Raw genomic sequence first — 22,209 nt, 5'->3', positions numbered from 1 at the left:
ATGAAATTATTATTGTCACTGCTTTTATGGGTTAGTTTTGCTGGAACACCAGATTTGACAAGCATAAGAAAAATGTATTCTGATGTTTCAAAATCTGAAGCAAATGCCAAAGATTTTTCAGGAAAACTTGCCGGTGTTTCTAATAACGACGATAAAATTTTAGTGGCTTATAAGGCTGCTTCTATTTTGTTGGATTCTAAGTTTGAGAAGAAACTGAAAGATAAAATGGATCGTTTTAAAGAAGGTGCTAAATTGCTTGAATCAACTATAAAAAGTGAACCCAACAATATTGAAATTAGAATGATCCGTTTAAGTATTCAGGAAAATGTTCCGGGAATTACGGGTTATAAGAAAAACATCAAAGAAGACAAAAAATACATTACAGAGCATTATGCTGAGCAAAGTGCAACTTTAAAAGAATATCTAAAAGACTTTATTTTACAATCGAAAAGTTTCTCTGAAAAAGAGAGACAATTCGCGAAGTAAGCTAAAGAAAAACTCCCCATGAAACCTATTTTATCACAGCAAGATTTACTTGATTCAATTCATTTTTGTGTCATTGTTCCAACGTACAATAATCAGAAAACGTTGAAAAGAGTGCTGGATTCTATTGTAGATTTCACCTCAAATATCATTATTGTTAATGATGGATCGACTGATGAAACCAGCGAAATTCTAAAACAATATTCGCAATTCACACAAATTCATCATCCTAAAAATTTAGGAAAAGGAAGAGCGCTTCGAAATGGGTTTCGAAAAGCAATCGAAATGAATTTTGAGTACGCTATTACAATCGATTCTGACGGACAACATTTTGCTTCTGATATTCCGAAATTTATTGCTGAAATTCAAAACGAGCCTAATTCGTTGTTGATTGGAAGCCGTAATATGACACAGGAAAATGTGCCTAAAAAAAGTAGCTTTGGAAATAAATTTTCGAATTTCTGGTTTAAGTTTGAAACCGGAATTAAATTAGATGACACGCAATCAGGTTTTAGATCATATCCTTTGCGATTGATTCCGAAACAATTTTATACTAATAAATTTGAGTTTGAAATTGAAGTTATTGTACGATCTGCGTGGAAAGGAATTGTGGTGAAAAACATTCCGATTCAGATTTTGTACGATCCTGCAGAACGCGTTTCGCATTTTAGACCCTTCCAGGATTTTACCCGAATTAGTATTTTAAATACCGTTTTGGTTCTTAATGCTTTGTTGTATATCAAACCAAGAGATTTCTTTAGAAAAGCAAAAAAGAAAGGTCTTAAAAAATTCTTTCTAGAAGATATTTTAGAAAGCAGCGATTCAAATTTCAAAAAATCGGCAGCAATTGCATTGGGAATTTTTATCGGAATTTCTCCTTTTTGGGGATTTCAAACCGTGCTGCTTTTTACTTTTGCCGCTTTGTTTAGACTCAACAAAGTCATTGCTTACCTGGCCTCAAATGTGAGTTTTCCGCCTTTTATACCCTTTGTTATCTACGGTTCTTTAAAAATGGGAAGTTATTTTGTATCCAATGACGTTCCTTTAATTTTAGATAGTTCGATTACGCTCGATGATATTCAGAAAAATGCAACACAATATATCGTCGGAAGTCTTATTTTAGCATCCGTTTTAGCACTGTCTGTTGGTCTTATAAGTTATTTACTTTTAACCGCTTTTAGTTCTAAGAAAAAATTACAATAATTAAATATTTTACCACAGATTAAAAGGATTTATACTGATTTTTTTCACCCTGAATTTAAAATCAATTTAATCCTTTTAATCTGTGGCTAAAAAAAATAAAAATATGCATCACTATTTTCACGCCATTCATTTGTTTGTAAACCGAAGAAAATCGCTGTCGGTTGCATTGGCAATTCTGATGCTTTTTGTGTTTGGCTTTTTTGCTTCTCAAATTAAGTTTGAAGAGGATATTACCAAGCTAATTCCAACAAATGACAAAGCCGATGCAACTGCAAAGGTTTTGAAACAGCTTAATTTTGCTGATAAAATTACCGTTATTTTCAAATTGGATAAAAACGGCACAGAAGAAGATTTAAAAGAAATGGCAACCGCTTTTTCTGATAGCGTTGCAAAATCCTGTAAACCTTACGTAACCGGAATTCAGGGAAAAATTGACGAAGAAAACATTCAGGAAACAATCGATTTTGTTTACAATAATTTACCTCTTTTTTTAGAAAACAAAGATTACGATGCAATTTCGAATAAACTTCAAAAAGATAGTATTGCAGCAACCGTTCAGGGAAATTACAAATCGATTATTTCTCCATCAGGATTTATCACTAAAGATTTTATCCTTCAAGATCCTCTTGGAATTTCGTTTATAGCTTTAAAAAAATTACAGCAATTAAATATTGGTGACGATTTTACGTTGGACAATGGTTTTGTAATGACTAAGGATAAAAAGAAATTGTTGTTGTTCATTACGTCAAATCTTCCTTCGAGTGAAACTGAAAAGAACACGATTTTTGCCGAAAAACTAAAATCGATTCAGGACAATTTAAATCAGAAATTCAAAGGCAAAACTTCTATCAGTTATTTTGGTTCCGCTTTGATTGCGGTTGCCAATGCCAATCAAATTAAAAGTGATATTATTTTAACCACAACAATTGCGATGATTACGCTCATGTTGATTTTGATTTTGTTCTATCGAAAAGTAATGATTCCACTCATCATTTTTCTTCCAACAGTTTTTGGAGCTTTGTTTGCAGTGGCATTTTTATACTTTGTTAAGGAACAAATCTCAGCCATTTCTCTCGGAATTGGTTCGATCTTATTAGGAATCACAATCGACTATTCGATCCATATACTTACGCATTATAAACACAACAGTGATGTAAAAACGTTGTACAAAGACATTACAATGCCTGTAATCATGAGTAGTTCAACAACTGCAGTTGCTTTTTTATGTTTGCTTTTTGTGAAATCTGATGCGCTGAACGACTTAGGAATTTTTGCTGCTGTTATTGTAATGGCTTCGGCTCTTTTTTCGCTTTTAATTGTACCTCATTTGTACAAACCGAAAGAAAATAATTTTGAACATAAGAAAAACTGGATCGATAAACTGGCTCATTTCTCTTTTCACAATAATAAGTACCTCATTGGATTTTGCGTTTTAATTACGATTATTTGTTGTTTCACCTATAATAATGTCGGTTTCAATAATGATTTATCGCAATTGAATTTTGTTCCGAAAGAAATTAGAGCTGCCGAAAAAGATCTGGAAGAAAGCACAAGTTTAACTTCAAAAACCATTTATGTTGCTTCATACGGAAATAGCATGGAAGAAGTTTTGCAAAACAACAGTCAACTTTTCTCCGATTTATCAAAAGAAAAACAAAAAGATAAAATATTGAATTTTAGTTCTGTTGGCGGAATTATGCTTTCGCAGAAGGAACAGCAACAGAAAATCGACAAATGGAATTCGTTTTGGGATACCAATAAAAAGCAACTTTTACAATCTCAATTAATTGCTGAAGGCTCAAAACTCGGATTCAAACCAACAACTTATGCTGCTTTTTTTGATCACTTGAATACTAGTTTCAAACCTATTTCGGCACAAGATTATTTAAAAATTCAGGCTTTACAATTGAAGGAGTTTGTAACCGAAAAAAATGGTTTTTTCACGATCTCTACTTTGGTCAAAGTCACTCCGCAGCAACGTGACGCTTTTGTAAAATCGGCTTCAGCCAAAAAGAATCTGATTGCGATAGATCGTCAGCAAATGAATGAAACTTTTTTTAGTACTTTAAAAACTGATTTTAATTCGCTGGTAAATTATTCTTTTGTTGCTGTAATTTTAATTCTGTTTTTCTTTTTCCGCAGATTAGAATTAGTTATTGTCAGCTGCATTCCAATTGCTTTAACTGGAATTGTGACTGCAGGAATTATGGGCGTTTTTGGCATTCAGATGAATATTTTCAGTATGATTGTATGTACACTGATTTTTGGTCATGGTGTCGATTTTAGTATTTTCATGACGAGCGCACTTCAAAAAGAATACACTTCCGGAAAAAATGAAATTGCCATTTACAGAACTTCAATAATTCTGGCAGTAATTACTACAATATTAGGAATTGGCGCGATGATTTTTGCAGAACATCCGGCGTTGAGATCTATTTCGTCTGTTTCTTTAATTGGAGTTTTTGCCGCACTAATTATAACATTCATTTTCTATCCAATTCTTTTCAAATTATTCATATCCAACCGTTCAAAAAAAGGGAATCCGCCTTTTGTGTTGCGCACTTTTATTCACGGTGTTATATCGTTTACTTATTACGGACTTGGCGGTATTTTGATGTCGCTTTTCTGCATCACCATTATGCCGATTCTTCCGATAAACGAAAAAACAAAAATGAAAGGATTTCGTTATATCATTTCGAAATTCATGAAATCGGTGTTGTATTCGAATCCGTTTATTCACAAAAAAGTAGTGAATGAATTTAATGAAACTTTCGAAAAACCGGCCATCATAATTGCCAATCACTCTTCTTTTATCGATATTTTGGCAATGGGAATGTTGAGTCCAAAAATTATATTTTTAGTGAGCGATTGGGTTTACAACTCTCCTATTTTTGGCGGAACGGTAAGAAAAGCAGGTTTTTATCCGGTTTCAGAAGGAATTGAAGGCGGTGTCGAACATTTACGCCAAAAAGTAAACGAAGGTTATTCGCTTATGATTTTCCCGGAAGGAACGCGATCTGAAAGCAATCAGATTAAACGTTTCCACAAAGGTGCTTTTTATCTTGCCGAAGAATTTAACCTGGATATTATTCCTGTTGTGATTCACGGTGCTTCAGAAGCAATTCCGAAAGGCGATTTTGTAATTCATCATAGCCATCTTACGCTTACTATTTTAGAAAGAATTACTCCTAATAATCTTTCTTTTGGTAAAAATTATGCCGAAAGAACAAAACAAATCAGTGCGTTTTTTAAAGAAGAATTTCATAAAATTCGTGAAAAATTAGAAGGCCCGGACTACTTCAAAAAAATGGTTATACATAGTTTTGATTATAAAGAAATCGAGGTCATCAATAGTGTCAAAACCAATTTAAAAAATAATCTGGAAACCTACTATCGTCTCAATAAGCATCTTTCGGCGAAAGCCAAAATATTGCATTTGTCAAATGATTATGGTCAATTGGATGTGTTGTTAACCTTGCAGGAACCTCAACGCAAAATAATTTCATTCAATTTTGATGAAGAAAAATTAGCCGTTTCAAAAACCAATTATTTAGTTACCAAAAGAAAGATTTCTTATCTGGATCAATTAGAATTGGCTTTCCCAAATCTATATGATGTTGTTTTAGTTTCTGATACACATTATAAAGATGCTCTTGAAAAAGTAATTTCTAGTACTTCTTTAATTATTGTTCTCAACAATTCTATTTCAAAAGACGCTTTGATTAACTTTGGTTTTGAATGTGTTTTAGAAGAAAATTCTATAATCGTATTAAAGAAAAATTAGCATGAAAGAGCAATACGATCTAGTAATTGTTGGCAGCGGACTAGGCGGACTGGTCTCGGCAATTATTTTGGCAAAAGAAGGCTACAGCGTTTGTGTGCTCGAAAAAAACAATCAATATGGTGGCAATTTGCAAACTTTTGTACGCGATAAAACCATTTTTGACACCGGAATTCATTACATCGGAGGTTTAGACGAAGGTCAGAATCTGAACAAATATTTTAAATATTTGGGAATTATGGATCATCTCAATCTAAAGAAATTAGATGAAAACGGTTTTGATATTATCTCTTTTGAAGACGATCAAAACGAATATCCTCATGCGCAAGGTTATGATAATTTTGCCAATCAACTGGTGAAATTTTTCCCGGATGAAAAATCCAATATTGAGGAGTATTGCAAAAAAATAAAAACAATTTGTGAATCATTTCCGCTCTATAATTTAGAATGGGAAGGTAAATATGATAACGAAATTTTAGGTCTCAATGCCAAGCAAACGATCGAAGAATGTACGCAAAATGAAAAACTAAAAGCAGTTTTGGCAGGATCTAATTTCTTATATGCTGGCATTGCAGATAAATCGCCATTTTACGTTCATGCCCTTTCTGTAAACTCTTACATTCAAAGTTCATGGAGATGTATTAATGGCGGAAGTCAAATCACAAAGCAACTTTTAAAACAGCTTAAAAAATACGGCGGCGAATTCTATAAATACAAAGAAGTTATTCGATTTAATGTTTCAGATAAAAAAGTCACTTCTGTCGATATGAAAGACGGAACTCAGGTTTCCGGTTCTTATTTCATTTCGAATATAGAACCGAAAACGACACTGAAAATGGCTGGCGAAGAGAACTTCAGAAAATCATTTTATAGTCGGGTTCAAAGTCTTGAAGGTGTTATTTCTGCCTTTAGTTTGTATATCGTTTTTAAACCTGAAACCTTCAAATACATCAATCACAATCATTATCATTTTAAGAAAAGCAGCGAAGTCTGGACGGCTCATGATTACGACGAGAATACTTGGCCAAAAGCTTTTATGGCTTCTATGAATACCTCAAAAAAACAGGAAGAATGGGCAGAAGGGATGACTTTTATCACCTACATGAAATATGATGATGTGGCGCCTTGGATGGACACGTTTAATACAACTGCTGAAGAAAACGATCGTGGCGAAAGCTACGAAGACTTTAAATCGCGAAAAGCTTCAAAGTTCTTAAATGAAATTGAAATTAAATTTCCGGGAATCAAAGATTGTATTCAATCTGTACACACTTCAACACCGCTCTCCTATCGCGATTATATTGGAGGAGACAATGGCAATATGTACGGTTATGTTAAAGATTCGAATAATCCGATGAAAACGTTGATTCCATCAAAAACCAAATTAGACAATTTGTATCTTACGGGTCAAAGTATCAATATGCATGGCGTTTTAGGCGTAACGATTGGAGCCGTTGTAACTTGCTCAGAAATTGTTGGAAAAGAATATTTAGTAACCAAAATAAATAAAGCATCTGAATAAAAAGTAGAGATATGAAAATCCGAATTAATTTATTTTTTTTCGTTGGTTTTTTATTGGTGTTAGCTTCGTGCGGAACATCAAAATCTATGCATCATCAGCCTGAAGTTTCAAATTACAATACTGCAAAACCAGTTGTAACAAAACAATCTGATACTGTTTTTGTTTCTGGAAAAAATTCACTTTTAAAAAACAAACAAGGCATTTGGGAAATGTATCTCGAAGGTGATCCATTAGAAATTGGGCTCAACGCTGGCGCTTTGTCTGACTCTCTTTTAAAAAATCAAGAGCACATCTTTTTTTCTAAAATACAAGATATAATTCCGTCTAAGTTTGAGCAAAAAATGCTCCGACACTTTTTAAAATGGTACAACAGAAAATTGTATCTAAACGTTCCTGAAGAATATCAAACTGAGATTTATGGCATTTCGCAATACACTTCAACTGATTTCGATAACATCGCACCTCAATTTCAGCGAAGTTTATATTTGCATGCCGCACACGATATTGGACACGCTTTGCAAGATTTGGCTTTGGTTGGTTGCTCCTCTTTTGCTGCTTGGGGAGAAAAATCTGAAGATGGCAATCTAATCCTCGGACGCAATTTTGACTTTTATGTAAATGACGCTTTCGCGGAAAATAAAATCGTCGCCTTTGTAAATCCGAAAGAAGGAAACCAATTTATGATGGTAACCTGGCCAGGAATGATTGGAGCGGTTTCGGGAATGAATGAGCAAGGATTAACGGTAACAATTAATGCGGGAAAATCTAAAATTCCGATGATTGCCAAAACTCCAATTTCGATTCTAACGCGTGAAATTTTACAACACGCCACAACTATTGACCAAGCCATTGCGATTGCTAAAAAAAGATCCGTTTTTGTTTCAGAATCTATAATGGTAGGAAGTGCCATAGATAACAAAGCGGTTTTAATTGAAGTTACGCCTAAAAAAATGGCTGTTTATGAAGTTCCAAACAGTGATCAATTAATTTGTTCCAACCATTTTCAGAGCGATGCTTTTAAAAATGAAGAACAAAATCAATTCCAAATTGCGAACAGTCATTCTAAATATCGCTTTGACAGAATGCAGGAACTTTTTGCTGAAAACCCTAAAATCAATCCCAAAATTGCATCTGAGATTCTTCGAAATAAAGAGGGTTTACAGAATATGCCGCTGGGTTATGGTAACGAAAAAGCATTGAATCAATTAATGGCGCATCATGGAATCATCTTTAAACCGAAAGAAAAATTGGTTTGGGTGTCTGCAAATCCCTATCAATTAGGTGAATTTGTTTGTTATAATCTGGATTCGATTTTTAAAGAAAGGAAAACCAATAATGTAGTTTCACTCGAACAAGAAAATCTAAATATTGCTAAAGATCCTTTTCTGGAAACTACAAAATATAAAAACTATCAAAATTTTAGAATTGAAGACCACAAAATAGATTTATATTTGAAAAATAAAACAGAAATCACTTCTGATTTTATTCAAAACTATCAATCCTTAAACCCAGATTATTGGGTTGTGTATTATAAAACCGGATTGTATTTTTATCGAAAAAAGGACTTTCGAAAATCTCAGGATAATTTTGAAAAAGCGTTGACCAAAGAAATTACAACGGCTCCTGAGAAAATACAAATTGAAAAATATTTAAAAAAAATCAAAAGAAAATTACAATGATTCCAACAATAGAAAAGGATTCTTTAGAACAAATTAAAATTTTTCAAGAACAAAAACTAGCCGAACTTTTACAATATATCAGTCAACATTCACCATTCTATAAAAGACTTTTTGCAGGACAAAACATTGATATTTCAAAAGTAAAAACGCTGGAAGATTTACAATTTTTACCTGTTACAACTAAAGAAAATTTGCAAGAGTACAATGATGATTTTTTGTGTGTACCGCAAAATAAGATTATCGATTATGCTTCGACTTCAGGAACTCTTGGTGATCCGGTAACTTTTGGTTTAACCGATTCTGATTTGGATCGATTGGCTTATAATGAAGCTATTTCGTTTGCCTGCGCCGGAATTGCCGAAGGTGATGTGGTGCAATTAATGACTACTATTGATAGGAAATTTATGGCTGGATTGGCTTATTTTCTTGGACTTCGAAAACTAAAAGTGGGCGTAATTCGTGTTGGCGCCGGAATTCCGGAATTGCAATGGGATTCTATTTTAAAATACAATCCGTCTTATTTAATTACTGTTCCTTCGTTTTTATTGAAGTTAATTGAATATGCCGAAGCGCACGGAATTGATTATAATAATTCGAGCATAAAAGGTGCAATTTGCATTGGAGAATCGTTGAGAAATCAGGATTTTTCAATGAACATTTTGTCTCAAAAAATTACGGAAAAATGGAATATTAAGTTGTTTTCGACTTATGCTTCTACTGAAATGAGCACTGCTTTTACCGAATGTGAACACGGAATTGGAGGTCATCATCATCCGGAATTAATTATTGTTGAAGTGCTTGATGAGAATAATATTCCGGTAAAAAATGGAGAAACGGGCGAATTGACTTTTACCACTTTAGGTATTGAAGCGATGCCTTTATTACGTTTTAAAACTGGCGATATTGTCCAGCTTCATGACGAACCTTGCGCTTGCGGGCGACATACTTTGCGTGTTGGCCCCGTTGTTGGACGTAAAAAACAAATGATAAAATACAAAGGAACAACACTTTATCCGCCTGCGATGAATGATGTTTTGAGCGGTTTTGACAATATTGAAAATCATATTATTGAGATTTCTACCAACGATTTAGGTACAGATGAAATTTTAATAAAGATTGCCGTAAAAAATCAGTCTTCTGAATTTTTACAGGAAATCAAAGATCACTTTAGAGCCAAATTAAGAGTTACTCCAAAGATTGAATTCGCTTCAAAAGAAACTTTAAATCCTCTAGTTTTTAATCCGATGAGTCGAAAACCAATTCGATTTTTTGATTATAGAGTTTCGTAAAAAGGTACAAAGTTGCAAAGGTTCAGAGGGACAAAGGTTTCTACTTAAACTTAATAACAACTCTTAATGTCATTTCGACCGAAGGGAGAAATCACACTCGTAATTCGACAAAGATTGATAACTTTCTGTGTGGGTTTTTCTTGTGTGATTTCTCCCTTCGGTCGAAATGACAAATTCCTGAACATAAAAGACTTAAAGTTTACATAAAAACCTTTGCAACTTTGCCACTCTGAACCTTTGAACCTCAATTTGGTACAAATTGAACTAAATGTTGTAATTTTGCACAAAATATTGAAGATGGTCAAGATTGGCAACATAGAATTACCCGAATTTCCTTTATTACTCGCGCCTATGGAAGATGTGAGCGATCCGCCGTTTCGCAGATTATGCAAAACGCATGGCGCTGACATGATGTATTCTGAATTTATTTCATCGGAAGGATTGATTCGTGATGCTATTAAAAGTAGAATGAAGCTGGATATTTTTGATTATGAACGTCCGGTTGGAATTCAGATTTTTGGTGGAGATGAAGAAGCAATGGCACTTTCGTCTAAAATTGTTTCTACTGTAAAACCAGATTTAGTAGATATCAATTTTGGATGTCCGGTTAAAAAAGTAGTTTGTAAAGGTGCCGGAGCGGGAGTTTTGAAAGATGTAGATTTGATGGTGCGTTTGACAAAAGCAGTTATCAGAAGTACTGATTTACCTGTTACAGTAAAAACACGTTTAGGCTGGGATGAAAGCTCAATTAATATTGATGAAGTTGCAGAAAGACTTCAGGACATTGGTGTTCAGGCTCTAACAATTCACGCCAGAACCCGTGCACAAATGTATAAAGGTCACTCAGACTGGTCGCATATTGCACGTGTAAAAAATAACCCGAGAATTACAATGCCAATTTTTGGAAATGGCGATATTGACAATCCAGAAAAAGCATTAAAATATAAAAATGAATACGGTATTGACGGTATCATGATTGGTCGTGCTGCTATTGGTTATCCATGGATTTTTAATGAAATCAAGCACTATTTTAAGACGGGTGAACACTTAGCCGCTCCAACGGTTGCCGATCGTGTAGAGGCTGCCAGAAATCACTTAATGTGGTCGATGGAATGGAAAGGTGAACGTTTGGGAATTGTAGAAATGCGTCGTCATTATACCAATTATTTTAAAGGGATTCATTCTTTTAAAGAATACAAACAAAAACTGGTTACAACTGATGAGCCTGAAAATTTATTCGCAATTATGAAAGAAATTGAACAGGTTTATGCGGGATATGAGTTTGTTTAAAAATACTTAATCTTTGTTAAAGTTTAAAACTTAGATCTATAAAACAAAAAAGACCATCAATAATGAAGGTCTTTTTTTATATAAGTATTTTTTATTTTACAGCTTCTAAAATATTTAATGCAATTTCGTTTTGTCCATCTTCACTGGTAATATAATCGCGATCTTTTTCATTCGATAAAAATCCAATCATTAATGTCATTATAGGACAACTTGCGTTTTTAAGCATATAAAAGGGTGCTTCGGTAATTCTTCTTTTTTTAAGATTTCCAGCTTCGGTCATTTTATCAATTACAATGACTGCACTTTCTTTTGATTTTTCATGAAACGTTTCGTTTGATGGAATAAAGGCCCGCGCTCCGTTTGCACTCATATTCATATTTGCACTAATATGCAAAGAAACAACCAAATCCGGTTTTAGGTTATTGATGATAGAAACTCTTTCGCTCAATTCCATCTCATGATCACCATCTCGAAGTAAAACAATTTCAAGGTTACTATCCTTATTTAATGCTTTAATTTTTTTTGCGATTGTTTCCGTAATCAATTTCTCTTGAAATCCATACATGTCGGCACCAAGATCTTTTCCGCCATGACCGGCATCAATCACAATAATCTTCTTTTCTTCTAGTGGTCTAAATGCAAAACACACTCCTAAAAGAACAACTGCACTTAAAATTCCTAAAATTCTAATTTTGGTTTTCATATCAATTTATTTTTGGTTATAAATTTCAAACGAATAAAATTAAGAAATATTGTACAAAATACTAAACCTCAATACGTTTCCATTTTCCTCTTTTATAAAAAAAGATCCCCGCCAATGTAATTGCTGTTTCAGCAACTGGAATTGCGATAAAAACTCCTGTTGGCCCCATATTAAAATGTTTTGCTAAAACATATGCTAGCGGAATTTGAAACAACCAAAACCCAAAGAAATTAATTCCCGTTGGTGTCCAGGTATCTCCTGCTCCATTGAATGTATTGATTAAAACCATTCCAATTCCGTAGAAAACAAATCCGATGCTCATTATTTGTAAAGCTTCAACAGCAATCGTTTTGACCAATTCATCATTAGTAAAAAATGAAATAATGTATTTTCCAAAACATAATACAGCCACCATAATTGTGGCCATGAAAATCACATTGTACTTTGCCGTTGCATAAACTGCTTTTTCGGCACGATCAATTTGTTTTGCTCCTAAATTTTGCCCTACCAATGTTGCGGCCGCATTACTTAATCCCCAAGCCGGAAGAATAAAAAACATCATAATTCTAAGCGCTGTCTGATAACCCGCAGAACCATGATCACCACCTGTTGTTGCAACCAATTGTGCCAGAAAAATCCAACTGCATGAGGCTATTACAAATTGTAAAACTCCCGGAGCAGCAATTTTAAATAAAGCTTTTATCTGTTTTAAATTTGGAATCAAATAAGAAATTTTAATTTTTAAAACTCCATTTCCGTAGAACAAATGATAAATTTGATACAAAACTCCAATGCTTCGTCCTAAAGTTGTAGCAATCGCTGCACCTGTTAATCCAAAAGCAGGAACTGGTCCGAAACCATTAATTAGTATTGGACAAAGAATAATATTACATATATTGGCTATCCAAAGACTTTTCATCGCAATTGCAGCATTTCCCGCACCACGAAAAATTCCGTTAATCAGGAATAAAAGAGTGATACATAAACTTGAACCAATCATTATCTGGGTATACCTAAAACCATGTTCGGCGGCATCTACAGAAGCTCCCATGAATAAAAGAATATCTTTAGCATAGATAATTCCATAAATACTCATAAAAATGCTTACTATAAATGCTATAACAATTGCCTGCATTCCAGCTTTCGCAGCTGCGACCGGATCTTTTTCTCCAATTCGTCTTGCTACAACTGCCGTTGCTGCCATACTTAATCCTATGTCTATAGAATATATAATTGTGAGGACTGACTCTGTTAAACCAACAGTTTGAATGGCAAAACTGCTATGCTCTAAATGTCCAACAAAATATAAGTCGACTAAAGCAAAAACAGATTCCATCATCATTTCTAAAACCATCGGAATGGCTAATAGTATAACGGCTTTTTTGATACTTCCAATTGTGTAATCAAAAGATTCATCGCCTTTTATGGCTTGTTTTAAGGTGGTAAAAATTTTAGAAAATAAACTTTTCTTTATTGTTGTTTCTGTCATGATGTATTAGGATAAATGATAAAAATAGCTCAGATTCAATGATCTGAACTCAAGAAAATAAACGTAAGTATCCTAATTATTCAAAAAATAAAATAGGATTAGGCAGAAACAATCATATGCTGTAGATTTTTAAGAGGATAAATATAGGCAATATTTTCTTTCAGAAATATTAATCTAACAGCTTTTTACTTACTCGACTACTCGCAATTAAAGATGCTATAAAGCCAAGTGATACAATGGTTCCCAATACTATAAGTACGTTGTTAAGGGTAAAAACTACAGGATATGCCAAGGTTGGCGTAATCATAATGAGTTCGTAGCGTTGTTGCAATACGACTAAAATAATGCCCAAAATAAGACCAATTATTCCACCAAATAAACTTAATAATGTTCCCTGAAGCAAGAATATTTTTCTCAAACTCTTTATTTCTGTTCCAAGATTAAAAAGGGTTTTAAGGTTTCCTTTCTTCTCTAAAATCATCATAATTAGTGCTCCAACTAAATTAAAAAGTGCCACTATGATCACTAAAGTAAAAATTAGATAGACGACAATATTTTCTGTATTCAGCATTTTATACAAAGACTCATTCAGTTGTGCTCTGTTTTTTACCGTAATTTTATTTTTGAAAATTGTCTTAAGTTTTGCGTCTATAGCGTTCTCATCTGCATTTGGTTTTAGCTTGAACTCTACTCCTGAAATCTGATTTGGTTTATACATCAATAATTCTTGCGCTAAACCCAAATCGGCAAAAACATATTTTGAATCTATGTCTTCACTTATTGAATAAATTCCGACGGGTAAAACATCTACTTTATTGAATGCCTGATCCGGATTTTCGATTGCACCTGTTCCCGGTTTCGGCGCAAATACTTGCAACGGATTTTCAAAATCCAATATTCCCATCGAAAAATCTCTTGCAATTCCATATCCTACAATTACCTGATAAGTATCTGGTTTCAGCCATTCACCCTCTTCATTAAAAAGTTTTTTCTTAATCGCATTTACTATCGTGTAATTGCGATCAACTCCTTTTAAATAGGTTACTTGCTGTTTGTCTTTGAATAAGAATAAAACACGTTCTTCGATGATTTTGCTATATGAAACAATACCATCAATTTTTTTAATTTCACTTTCCTGATTAGGTGTGATCAAAAATGATTTTCCGTAAGTACTGGTAATTTTTAAATCGGGATCAATCTCATTTGTAAACGAAAGACTAAAAACTTTTAATCCTCCAAAAACAGATAAAACCACGAACAAAGCCATTGCGCCAACAATAATTCCCATGCTGGCAATCCGATTGATGATATTGATAGCATTGTTTTTACTTCTGCTAAAAATATAACGTTTGGCTATGTAAAGGGGGAAATTCAATTTATGATTTTCTTCTTTTCTCTAAAAGATCACGATTTTCAATTGGGTTTTCTCTATTTGATAATGCATTATCAATTTTTTCAATGTAATCTAACGAGTCATCGATAAAAAACACCAAATTAGGTACTCTACGCAATTGCAAACGTACACGTTGTGATAAATCGTGTTTGATTAAAGTTGAGTTTGATTTTATTCCTTCCAAAGTTTCTTTGGCTTTGTCTTGAGGAAAAATGCTCAAATAAACTGTTGCCACAGATAAATCTGAAGTAACACTAACTTTGGATACTGAAATTACTAAGTTCGTAATTCCGTTTTTTCTCACTTCACCTTGCAAAATATCAACCAAATCTTTTTGGATGACACCGCCTATTTTTTTCTGTCTATTTGTTTCCATTATGCAAAAATACTATTTTTAATTTCAATCGTTGCAATTTCACAATCAACAATAGAATGATTTTTACATTCTTAGCTACTATTACCTATTTTAGTGTTCTTTTTTTAATAATTATCCAAAAAAACGAGATCTTTAATTGTAAACAACTGATTCTCAAAGATGATATAAATCAGGTTTTTTATCGGAATTATTTTACATATTTGATTGAACTATAATAATACAAAATCAATTATGAAAAAAAGAGAACCAATCAGTCATATAATGACTAAAAGCGTCATAACTGCAAGCGAAAATGACGATTTAAGAAAAGTAGTTGAAAAACTAAAGAAACACACTATTAGACACATTCCTATTCTGAGAGGAAAAGAAGTAATTGGCATTATAAGTCGTACAGACATAAACCGATTGACTTTTGGTGCTTTGTTTGAAGGGCAAGAAGGAGCTGATGAAGCCATTCTGGACATGTTGACCATACCTCAGGTAATGACTTCAAAACCTAAAACAGTTTCGTCGGATTGTATTATAAGGGATTTGGCTGAAATTTTTGTGAAAGAAGAATTTCATGCTTTACCTGTTGTAGATAATGGCGAACTTACAGGAATTGTCACCACAACCGATGTTGTGAAGTATTTTTTAGAACTTTATGAGTAATCAAAAATCATTCTTTAAAAAAGGAGCTGAAATAGCTCTTTTTTTTGTATTATCCTTCATTATTATTTTATTTAAAAACAAATAAAACAGTAAATCATCAATATATTAATAAAATATAACAATTATCAACAAAATATAAACGCAATAATGATTATTAAATAAATTTATTATTGATAATAAAATAACATTAATTTAAAATAAATCGTTTATTTTTTAAATAAAATTGCCGAAACAATAATTAACTTAAAAATCAGCATATCAACTATTTAATAAAAAATACTAGAGTTGCATTTGCACAAATAACGCTATCAGCTTCAAAATTAGCAGGATAGAACAGGATAGAAAGGGAGTGAGATATAAATAAGTTAGTCTGCTATAACTAACCAAATTTATACTTATGAAAAACAAAATTAATCATTTGATTATTTTGATCTTTTCCATTTTGATGCATTTTACAGGTCTTGCACAAAACAAAATGGTATCAGGATCAATAACCGATTCAAACGGGGTTCCTATTCCTGGGGCAAACATTGTAATTAAAGGATCACAAGTTAGTACTGTCTCCGATTTTGATGGAAAATATTCGATAAGCGCAAATACAGGAAGCGTTTTGATTTTTAGTTCAACAGGTTCTAAAACCACCGAAAAAACCGTTGAACAATCTTCTACTATTAATATCATTCTAACCGATGACGTTGCAGAACTTAAAGAAGTTGTTGTCGTGGGTTATGGAACTATGAAAAAAAGTGATCTAACCGGTTCTGTAACTCAAATAAAAGGAGATGTATTAACTACTGTAACAAGTTCGAATCCGCTTGAAGCTGTTCAGGGTAGAGCAGCTGGAGTTGCTGTTCTTAACAATGATTCTTCTCCTGGTTCTTCTCCTAAAATAAGAATACGCGGAAATGGTTCTGTCAGTGCCGGAAATGATCCGTTAATTGTTGTAGATGGCTTTCCGTTGGTCAATAGTAACTTAAATGACATTAGTGCAAACGACATCGAATCAATGGAAATTCTTAAAGATGCCTCATCTGCAGCAATATATGGTTCAAGAGGTGCAAATGGCGTTATCCTGATTACAACCAAAAAAGGAAAAAAAGGGCAAAACAACATGGAAATTGTTGGTACGCAAGGTATTTCTACACCAACCCGATTACCTAAAACGTTAAGCCGAGATAATTTTATTAAGTTTATCAATGACGCTTACACTTATTCAACAGGAAAACCGGTTTACTCTGCAGCTAATCCTGCTCCAAACATAAATGTTAACTGGCAAGATGAAGTCATTAAAAATATGGCTTTAATGCAAAACTACTCTTTATCATTTAGCGGTGGAAAAGAAAACACTACCTACTTGCTTTCAGGAAATCTTTTTTCGCAAGACGGAATTGTAGAAGCTTCAGGCTTTAAAAAAATGACACTCCGAACCAATTTAAACCACGAATATAAGCCTTGGCTTACTGTTGGAACGCATTTACAAGTAGGACGCTCGCAAAGAGATATTCGAAACAATCCAACCGGAGATATTTTTAGATATGGATGGCCAACAATTCCAGTAAAAAACACTGATGGAAGCTGGCATTATGCTACAGAAGACCCAAGTATTAGTTCTTACTTTGAAGGAACATGGAATCCGGTTTCGGAGGCAGCAGAAATGACAAACGAAATTTCTTCAGATCGTATTTTGGGAGATGTATACGCTCATTTTAAAGTGGCGAAAAATCTAACTTTCAAAACCAATTTTGGTGTAGATGTGTCTAATGAAAAACAATATGAATATTATACCTCAAAATCAACCGCCGGAATAGGATCTGGCAGCACTGGTACAGGGTCTCAATATTACAGAAGACAAACCTCTCAGTTAACAGATAATATTTTAAGCTATTCTAATACCTGGAATGACAAACATAGTTTTACCGCAACAGGTGTTTATTCATGGCAGGAATATGTGTATGAAGATTTAGGCGTTAGAGGATCTGGTTTTCAAAACGATGCAACCGGAGCAAATGACATTACTTATGCTGACAGAGGAAGTATCACAAATTCTTCGACTAAATATTCAAGCAAACTAATTTCATGGACTGCCAGAACATCTTATGCATATGCCGAAAAATATCTCGTTACTTTAACTGGTCGTTATGACGGATCATCTCGTTTTGGCGATAATAATAAATGGGGATTTTTCCCTTCTGTGGGATTGGGTTGGAGAATTGACAAAGAAAACTTTCTAAAAAACAATTCTGTAATAAGTGCATTAAAACTAAGAGCTAGTTATGGTGTGACCGGTAATCAGGAAATTGGTAATTATCAATCTTTATCGAAGCTTGTAAAAGCCAATTATGTTTATGAAAACAATCCAATTTTCGGATTTGTAGAAACAATTGGAAATCCGGATTTGAAATGGGAACGAAATATTCAATATAATGTTGGAGTAGATTTAACTTTATGGAAAAGATTTGACTTAAATCTTGATTTTTATCAAAGACAAACATCTGACTTATTATACAATGTACCTATTCCAACAACTTCCGGTTATAACAGTATGTTACAAAACATTGGAGAGGTTAAAAATATTGGTTTTGAAGTTACGGCGAAAGTACAAGTAATCGATTCTGATTTTAAATGGGATGTAAGCACCAATTTCTCTAAAAACAAAAACGAAATTGTTAGTTTGTATGGCGATGTACAACGTATTAACGTAGGAAGCTCTTCTGCCGGAATTGCCAAATATCTTATTGTTGGGCAACCGGTAAATAGTGTTTGGGCTCGAGAATCTGCAGGTATTATCAAAACACAGGAACAATTAACTGCTTATCAAAAAATTCGTCCTACAGCAAAACTTGGAGAAGAAATGTACGTTGATAAAAATGGAGATAAAATTATTAATAATGATGATTATGCTAACATAGGTTCAACTTCTCCTGATTTCTTTTACGGTATTTCAACAAATCTAAGTTATAAAAATATGACATTAGATATCTACGGACAAGGAGCTACTGGCTTAGCATCTGATGAAGATAATAATTATATGATTTTTGGAGAAAATCAAATTCAAAATAGAAATTACCTGCCAACTCAATATGCTTATGATAGAATGTGGAGCACAACAAATCCAACAGGAAATTTCCCTCGTGCAGGTGCTCAGGAAGTATATCTCTCCAATCGTACGAACGGTGACTGGAATTATTTTGTAATTAAAAACATCAAATTAGCTTACAATTTATCTAATGTAATTAAAAATGTTGATTGGGTAAAACAGTTGAATGTGTATATAAATGCTCAGAACTACATCAATTTTGCAAATCACCGAGGATATAATCCTGAGAGCGGCAGCGTAAATTCACCTTATGTAAAAACAATGCTTGTTGGCTTTAGCGCGAAGTTTTAACTTTAAAAATCTATAAAATGAAAATTCTAAAATATATCTTTTCAGGTTGTGCATTAATGTTATTTGCTCAATGTACTGATCTAACCGAGGAACCTTTTACTTTTTTATCACCAACCAACTATTATAAAAATGCAGACGAACTAAACACTGCTTTAGTGGGCGTTTATGATGGTTATCAAAATGGTTTTAATGGCAATTATAAATACATTATGTACCTCGAGGTTCTAACTGAATTTGGTTCTCCGGCCTATGCAAAAGACGATGCACAGCTTTGGAATGTATGGTCAGATATGAATAATGCCGATAAAATGGTAATCACAAATTGGGACGACGCCTACAATATTATTAACAGAGCAAATCTAGTTATAGGAAGAGGAGCAAATGTTGAAATGGACGAAACTCTTAAAAAAAGGTATTTCGCAGAAGCCCGTTTCCTGAGAGCTGCTACATATTACAATTTAGTGCGTATGTATGGTGGCGTTCCAATTCCCGAAACTTTTACAGAAGGACTTAAAAACCTGGCCATTCCAAGAAAAACGACCGACGAAACTTATGCTTATATAATTGCTGATCTTTTATATGCAGAAGAAAATCTTCCGCTAAAATCAGCTTATGGAAATGGTAATATTTGGAGAGCATCAAAAGGAGCTGCTCAAGCTTTATTAGGTGATTTGTACTTAACCAGAGGTGGTATGACCGGCGATAAAACTTATTTTCAGAAATCTAAAGATTATTGTTCCAAAGTAATTCAGTCCAGTCAATATAATTTACAGCCAAATTTCAAAGATTTATGGTTCTGGTGGAATACTAATAATAAGAACGGAATGGAATCTGTTTTTGAACTTCAATATGGAGCTGTTGAAAATGAATACAATAATAACCATGTCATGTTTGGTGTAAACATAACCGAAACTACTCTTGGCTGTTATATGTACCATCGCTTTGGTCCTTCTATACAACATTATCTTTCTTATGATAATACTGATACTCGAAAAGAAGGCAGCTTTTTGACTAAAGTTAATGTTACTGAAAAAGGTAATCCGAGTCATATTATTCAAACTATTGAATTTGTGCCTGCAGACAAAGGTTTTTTCCCCGGATCAAAAGGATGGAAAACTGCATCACCAGGAAATCTTAAATTTTATGACAGAACAGAAAGTTCAGCTTCATTAAAAAAACCACAGGCGAATTCTTATGCTATTCGATATGCCGATGTATTATTGGACTACGCTGAAGCAGAAAATGAAATCAACGGTCCGGCAGCAGCTTATTCATATATAAACAGAATAAGAAACAGATCCAATTTGCCCGATTTGACTCCAGGCTTAAGTAAAGAAGATTTTGCAGATGCTATATATAGAGAACGTGGTTGGGAATTTGTTGGTGAAGGGGTATTGTTTTTTGATGAAATAAGAACAAACCGTATTGGCAAGAATGTTGCGAATCATGTAAAATACGGAAATGACAATAAGATTAATATGTATGTGAACAATCCTTTGCAATTCGTTCCTTCAAAGAATTTCTTATTTAAAATTCCTCGATATGATTTAGATTCTAATCCTGCGTTGGTTCAAAATCCCGATAACGTGAGTAACTAAAAACAAAAAATCCTTTTCGACATAATGTTGAAAAGGATTTTTTTTATGTTTAAACTGAATCTATCTGTTTTGTAACCATCCTTCCGGATTGTTGTTTGTGGTATTTTGAAGAATTAAAAACTTAATAATTGTTTTTCCTGTATCTCCACTTGTTCTTACTTTACCAATACTTTGTTTAATTTTTACTTTATCTCCTTGCTCAACAAATACCTGACTTAGGTTTTGATATACTGTAAAGTAATCTCCATGCTGAATAAAAACGGCTCTGTTTACGGGCGATAAAATAATAACTTTAGATACCTCACCTTCAAATACTGCACGTGCTGTTGCGCCTGATTCTGTCGTAATCTCAACTCCCGAATTATGAACTGTTAAAGATGCATAAAGTGGATGTGGCTGATCTCCGTATCCTAACGAAATAAATCCTTTTTCTACCGGCCAAGGCAATTTCCCTCGATTTGCTTTAAAATCAGCGGCTAATACTTTACCTTCCGGAGTTAACGCAATTCTGTCTGATGAAACAACTCTTGCTGGCTCATCCGGCTCTTTGGTAGCAATACCTTTTTTCTTGTCTTCCTCGATTTTTTTTCTTCTTTCTTCTTCTGCTCTTAAATTGGCCAATCTAATTTGCTCGCGAATCAATTGTTTAATTTTTGCATCAATTCTTTTCGATTCCTGTTGCTTAGCTTTAGTATCGGCAATAATTTTATTCTTATCTTTTTTAATCGAGTTAACTAATTTTTGCTGCTCTTGTTTTTCAACTTCTAAGCTTTTCTTTTCTTTTTCATTTTCGGCAATGATTTTTTTCTTCACCGTTCTTTGACCATCCAATCTCGCGTTGTAGTCAACTAATTGTGCGGTTTTAGACTGAATTTCTAAACCTTGATTTTTTCTAAAATTGGTATATTGTTTTAAATATTGCGCTCTTTTATAAGCTTGCAAAAAACTCTCTGAAGATAGAATAAACATAGCTCTACTTTGCTCAGATCTGCTTTTGTACGATTTCAGAATCATTTTTGCATAATCCTTTTTTAATATGTCTAACTCTTTTTTGAGTTTATTAACCTTAACCTGGTTAATATACATATCATTGCTCAAAAGCTTTTCTTGCTTTGCCGTAGTATTAATCAGTTTCTCTTTCAGTTTAATTTTATTCGCCTGAATTAAAAAAACATTTACTGCTGATTTTTCTTTTTTCTTTACACTCTGCAGCATTTTTTCATTATCTCTAATTTCCTGCTGAATTTGAGCTTTACGTTCTTCCAGTTTTTCTTGTTGCGAATCTTGCGCCCACATAAATGTCGTGGCACATATAAAAATTAGGCTTAGGAGAAATTTTGGCATGTTTATGTTTTCTTTTTGCA

15 protein-coding genes are annotated in these 22,209 nt (G+C 33.4%); 10 read left to right on the top strand and 5 right to left on the bottom strand.

The genetic code is table 11. The features are described from left to right. From ACHRVZ_RS08460 to dusB, 7 genes are all read left to right on the top strand, one after another. Positions 1 to 486 carry a hypothetical protein gene (locus ACHRVZ_RS08460; protein ID WP_395421868.1) on the top strand — a complete coding sequence of 162 codons (486 nt, stop codon included), beginning with the start codon at positions 1 to 3 and terminating at the stop codon, positions 484 to 486. An 18-nt stretch (positions 487 to 504) separates the two neighbouring features. Continuing rightward, positions 505 to 1,686 (top strand): DUF2062 domain-containing protein, encoded by a 1,182-nt coding sequence (locus ACHRVZ_RS08455; protein ID WP_395421866.1) that lies wholly within the window; start codon positions 505 to 507, stop codon positions 1,684 to 1,686. A gap of 103 nt (positions 1,687 to 1,789) precedes the next feature. After that, positions 1,790 to 5,470 (top strand): 1-acyl-sn-glycerol-3-phosphate acyltransferase, encoded by a 3,681-nt coding sequence (locus ACHRVZ_RS08450; protein WP_395421864.1) that lies wholly within the window; start codon positions 1,790 to 1,792, stop codon positions 5,468 to 5,470. Position 5,471: 1 nt separating this feature from the next. Further along, positions 5,472 to 6,989 (top strand): phytoene desaturase family protein, encoded by a 1,518-nt coding sequence (locus tag ACHRVZ_RS08445; RefSeq protein WP_395421863.1) that lies wholly within the window; start codon positions 5,472 to 5,474, stop codon positions 6,987 to 6,989. 11 nt (positions 6,990 to 7,000) lie between these two features. Continuing rightward, a complete protein-coding gene (locus tag ACHRVZ_RS08440) occupies positions 7,001 to 8,668 on the top strand; it encodes a C45 family autoproteolytic acyltransferase/hydolase (protein WP_395421861.1) in 1,668 nt (555 codons plus the stop codon). Continuing rightward, positions 8,665 to 9,957 (top strand): phenylacetate--CoA ligase family protein, encoded by a 1,293-nt coding sequence (locus ACHRVZ_RS08435; protein WP_395421859.1) that lies wholly within the window; start codon positions 8,665 to 8,667, stop codon positions 9,955 to 9,957. The genes ACHRVZ_RS08440 and ACHRVZ_RS08435 overlap by 4 nt, the downstream gene beginning before the upstream one ends. A gap of 297 nt (positions 9,958 to 10,254) precedes the next feature. Then, on the top strand, positions 10,255 to 11,247 hold the full coding sequence (gene dusB, locus ACHRVZ_RS08430) for a tRNA dihydrouridine synthase DusB (protein WP_395421858.1): 993 nt from the start codon (positions 10,255 to 10,257) through the stop codon (positions 11,245 to 11,247). Positions 11,248 to 11,338: 91 nt separating this feature from the next. Here dusB and ACHRVZ_RS08425 read toward each other — a convergent pair whose 3' ends face one another. The 4 genes from ACHRVZ_RS08425 to rbfA all read right to left on the bottom strand — a co-directional run bounded on the left by ACHRVZ_RS08425 (position 11,339) and on the right by rbfA (position 15,208). Further along, on the bottom strand, positions 11,339 to 11,950 hold the full coding sequence (locus ACHRVZ_RS08425) for an N-acetylmuramoyl-L-alanine amidase (protein WP_395421855.1): 612 nt from the start codon (positions 11,948 to 11,950) through the stop codon (positions 11,339 to 11,341). A gap of 61 nt (positions 11,951 to 12,011) precedes the next feature. Beyond that, positions 12,012 to 13,439 carry an MATE family efflux transporter gene (locus ACHRVZ_RS08420; RefSeq protein WP_395421854.1) on the bottom strand — a complete coding sequence of 476 codons (1,428 nt, stop codon included), beginning with the start codon at positions 13,437 to 13,439 and terminating at the stop codon, positions 12,012 to 12,014. Positions 13,440 to 13,608: 169 nt separating this feature from the next. Beyond that, a complete protein-coding gene (locus tag ACHRVZ_RS08415; protein ID WP_395421853.1) occupies positions 13,609 to 14,814 on the bottom strand; it encodes an ABC transporter permease in 1,206 nt (401 codons plus the stop codon). Position 14,815: 1 nt separating this feature from the next. Continuing rightward, complete coding sequence (gene rbfA, locus ACHRVZ_RS08410; RefSeq protein ID WP_041519807.1) at positions 14,816 to 15,208, bottom strand: 30S ribosome-binding factor RbfA; 393 nt, start codon at positions 15,206 to 15,208, stop codon at positions 14,816 to 14,818. A gap of 231 nt (positions 15,209 to 15,439) precedes the next feature. On the opposite strand from rbfA, the gene ACHRVZ_RS08405 reads away from it, so the two are divergent. From ACHRVZ_RS08405 to ACHRVZ_RS08395, 3 genes are all read left to right on the top strand, one after another. Beyond that, positions 15,440 to 15,859 (top strand): CBS domain-containing protein, encoded by a 420-nt coding sequence (locus tag ACHRVZ_RS08405; protein ID WP_395421852.1) that lies wholly within the window; start codon positions 15,440 to 15,442, stop codon positions 15,857 to 15,859. 397 nt (positions 15,860 to 16,256) lie between these two features. Next, entirely contained in the window at positions 16,257 to 19,247 is a 2,991-nt protein-coding gene (locus ACHRVZ_RS08400) for a SusC/RagA family TonB-linked outer membrane protein (RefSeq protein WP_395421851.1), read from the top strand. Between the two features lie 17 nt (positions 19,248 to 19,264). Further along, the gene (locus tag ACHRVZ_RS08395; RefSeq protein WP_395421849.1) at positions 19,265 to 20,845 is read left to right on the top strand and encodes a RagB/SusD family nutrient uptake outer membrane protein; all 1,581 of its coding nucleotides are present in this window, start codon (positions 19,265 to 19,267) and stop codon (positions 20,843 to 20,845) included. 60 nt (positions 20,846 to 20,905) lie between these two features. On the opposite strand, the gene ACHRVZ_RS08390 is transcribed toward ACHRVZ_RS08395, so the two are convergent. Further along, positions 20,906 to 22,189, bottom strand: a complete 1,284-nt coding sequence (locus ACHRVZ_RS08390) for a murein hydrolase activator EnvC family protein (RefSeq protein WP_395421848.1) — start codon at positions 22,187 to 22,189, stop codon at positions 20,906 to 20,908. Positions 22,190 to 22,209 lie beyond the last annotated feature (20 nt).

The organism is Flavobacterium sp. FlaQc-57, assembly GCF_044007395.1.
GTDB lineage: Bacteria > Bacteroidota > Bacteroidia > Flavobacteriales > Flavobacteriaceae > Flavobacterium.
This window is presented reverse-complemented; position numbering and strand designations above follow the sequence as displayed.

Excerpts from the sequence above, each read along its gene's own strand:
- ACHRVZ_RS08460 (WP_395421868.1), top strand. The coding sequence starts at position 1 with ATGAAATTATTATTGTCACTGCTTTTATGGGTTAGTTTTGCTGGAACA.
- ACHRVZ_RS08435 (WP_395421859.1), top strand. The coding sequence starts at position 8,665 with ATGATTCCAACAATAGAAAAGGATTCTTTAGAACAAATTAAAATTTTT.
- ACHRVZ_RS08400 (WP_395421851.1), top strand. The coding sequence starts at position 16,257 with ATGAAAAACAAAATTAATCATTTGATTATTTTGATCTTTTCCATTTTG.
- ACHRVZ_RS08395 (WP_395421849.1), top strand. The coding sequence starts at position 19,265 with ATGAAAATTCTAAAATATATCTTTTCAGGTTGTGCATTAATGTTATTT.
- ACHRVZ_RS08440 (WP_395421861.1), top strand. The coding sequence starts at position 7,001 with ATGAAAATCCGAATTAATTTATTTTTTTTCGTTGGTTTTTTATTGGTG.
- ACHRVZ_RS08390 (WP_395421848.1), bottom strand. The coding sequence starts at position 22,189 with ATGCCAAAATTTCTCCTAAGCCTAATTTTTATATGTGCCACGACATTT.
- ACHRVZ_RS08445 (WP_395421863.1), top strand. The coding sequence starts at position 5,472 with ATGAAAGAGCAATACGATCTAGTAATTGTTGGCAGCGGACTAGGCGGA.
- ACHRVZ_RS08420 (WP_395421854.1), bottom strand. The coding sequence starts at position 13,439 with ATGACAGAAACAACAATAAAGAAAAGTTTATTTTCTAAAATTTTTACC.
- ACHRVZ_RS08405 (WP_395421852.1), top strand. The coding sequence starts at position 15,440 with ATGAAAAAAAGAGAACCAATCAGTCATATAATGACTAAAAGCGTCATA.
- ACHRVZ_RS08450 (WP_395421864.1), top strand. The coding sequence starts at position 1,790 with ATGCATCACTATTTTCACGCCATTCATTTGTTTGTAAACCGAAGAAAA.
- dusB (WP_395421858.1), top strand. The coding sequence starts at position 10,255 with ATGGTCAAGATTGGCAACATAGAATTACCCGAATTTCCTTTATTACTC.
- ACHRVZ_RS08455 (WP_395421866.1), top strand. The coding sequence starts at position 505 with ATGAAACCTATTTTATCACAGCAAGATTTACTTGATTCAATTCATTTT.
- ACHRVZ_RS08425 (WP_395421855.1), bottom strand. The coding sequence starts at position 11,950 with ATGAAAACCAAAATTAGAATTTTAGGAATTTTAAGTGCAGTTGTTCTT.
- rbfA (WP_041519807.1), bottom strand. The coding sequence starts at position 15,208 with ATGGAAACAAATAGACAGAAAAAAATAGGCGGTGTCATCCAAAAAGAT.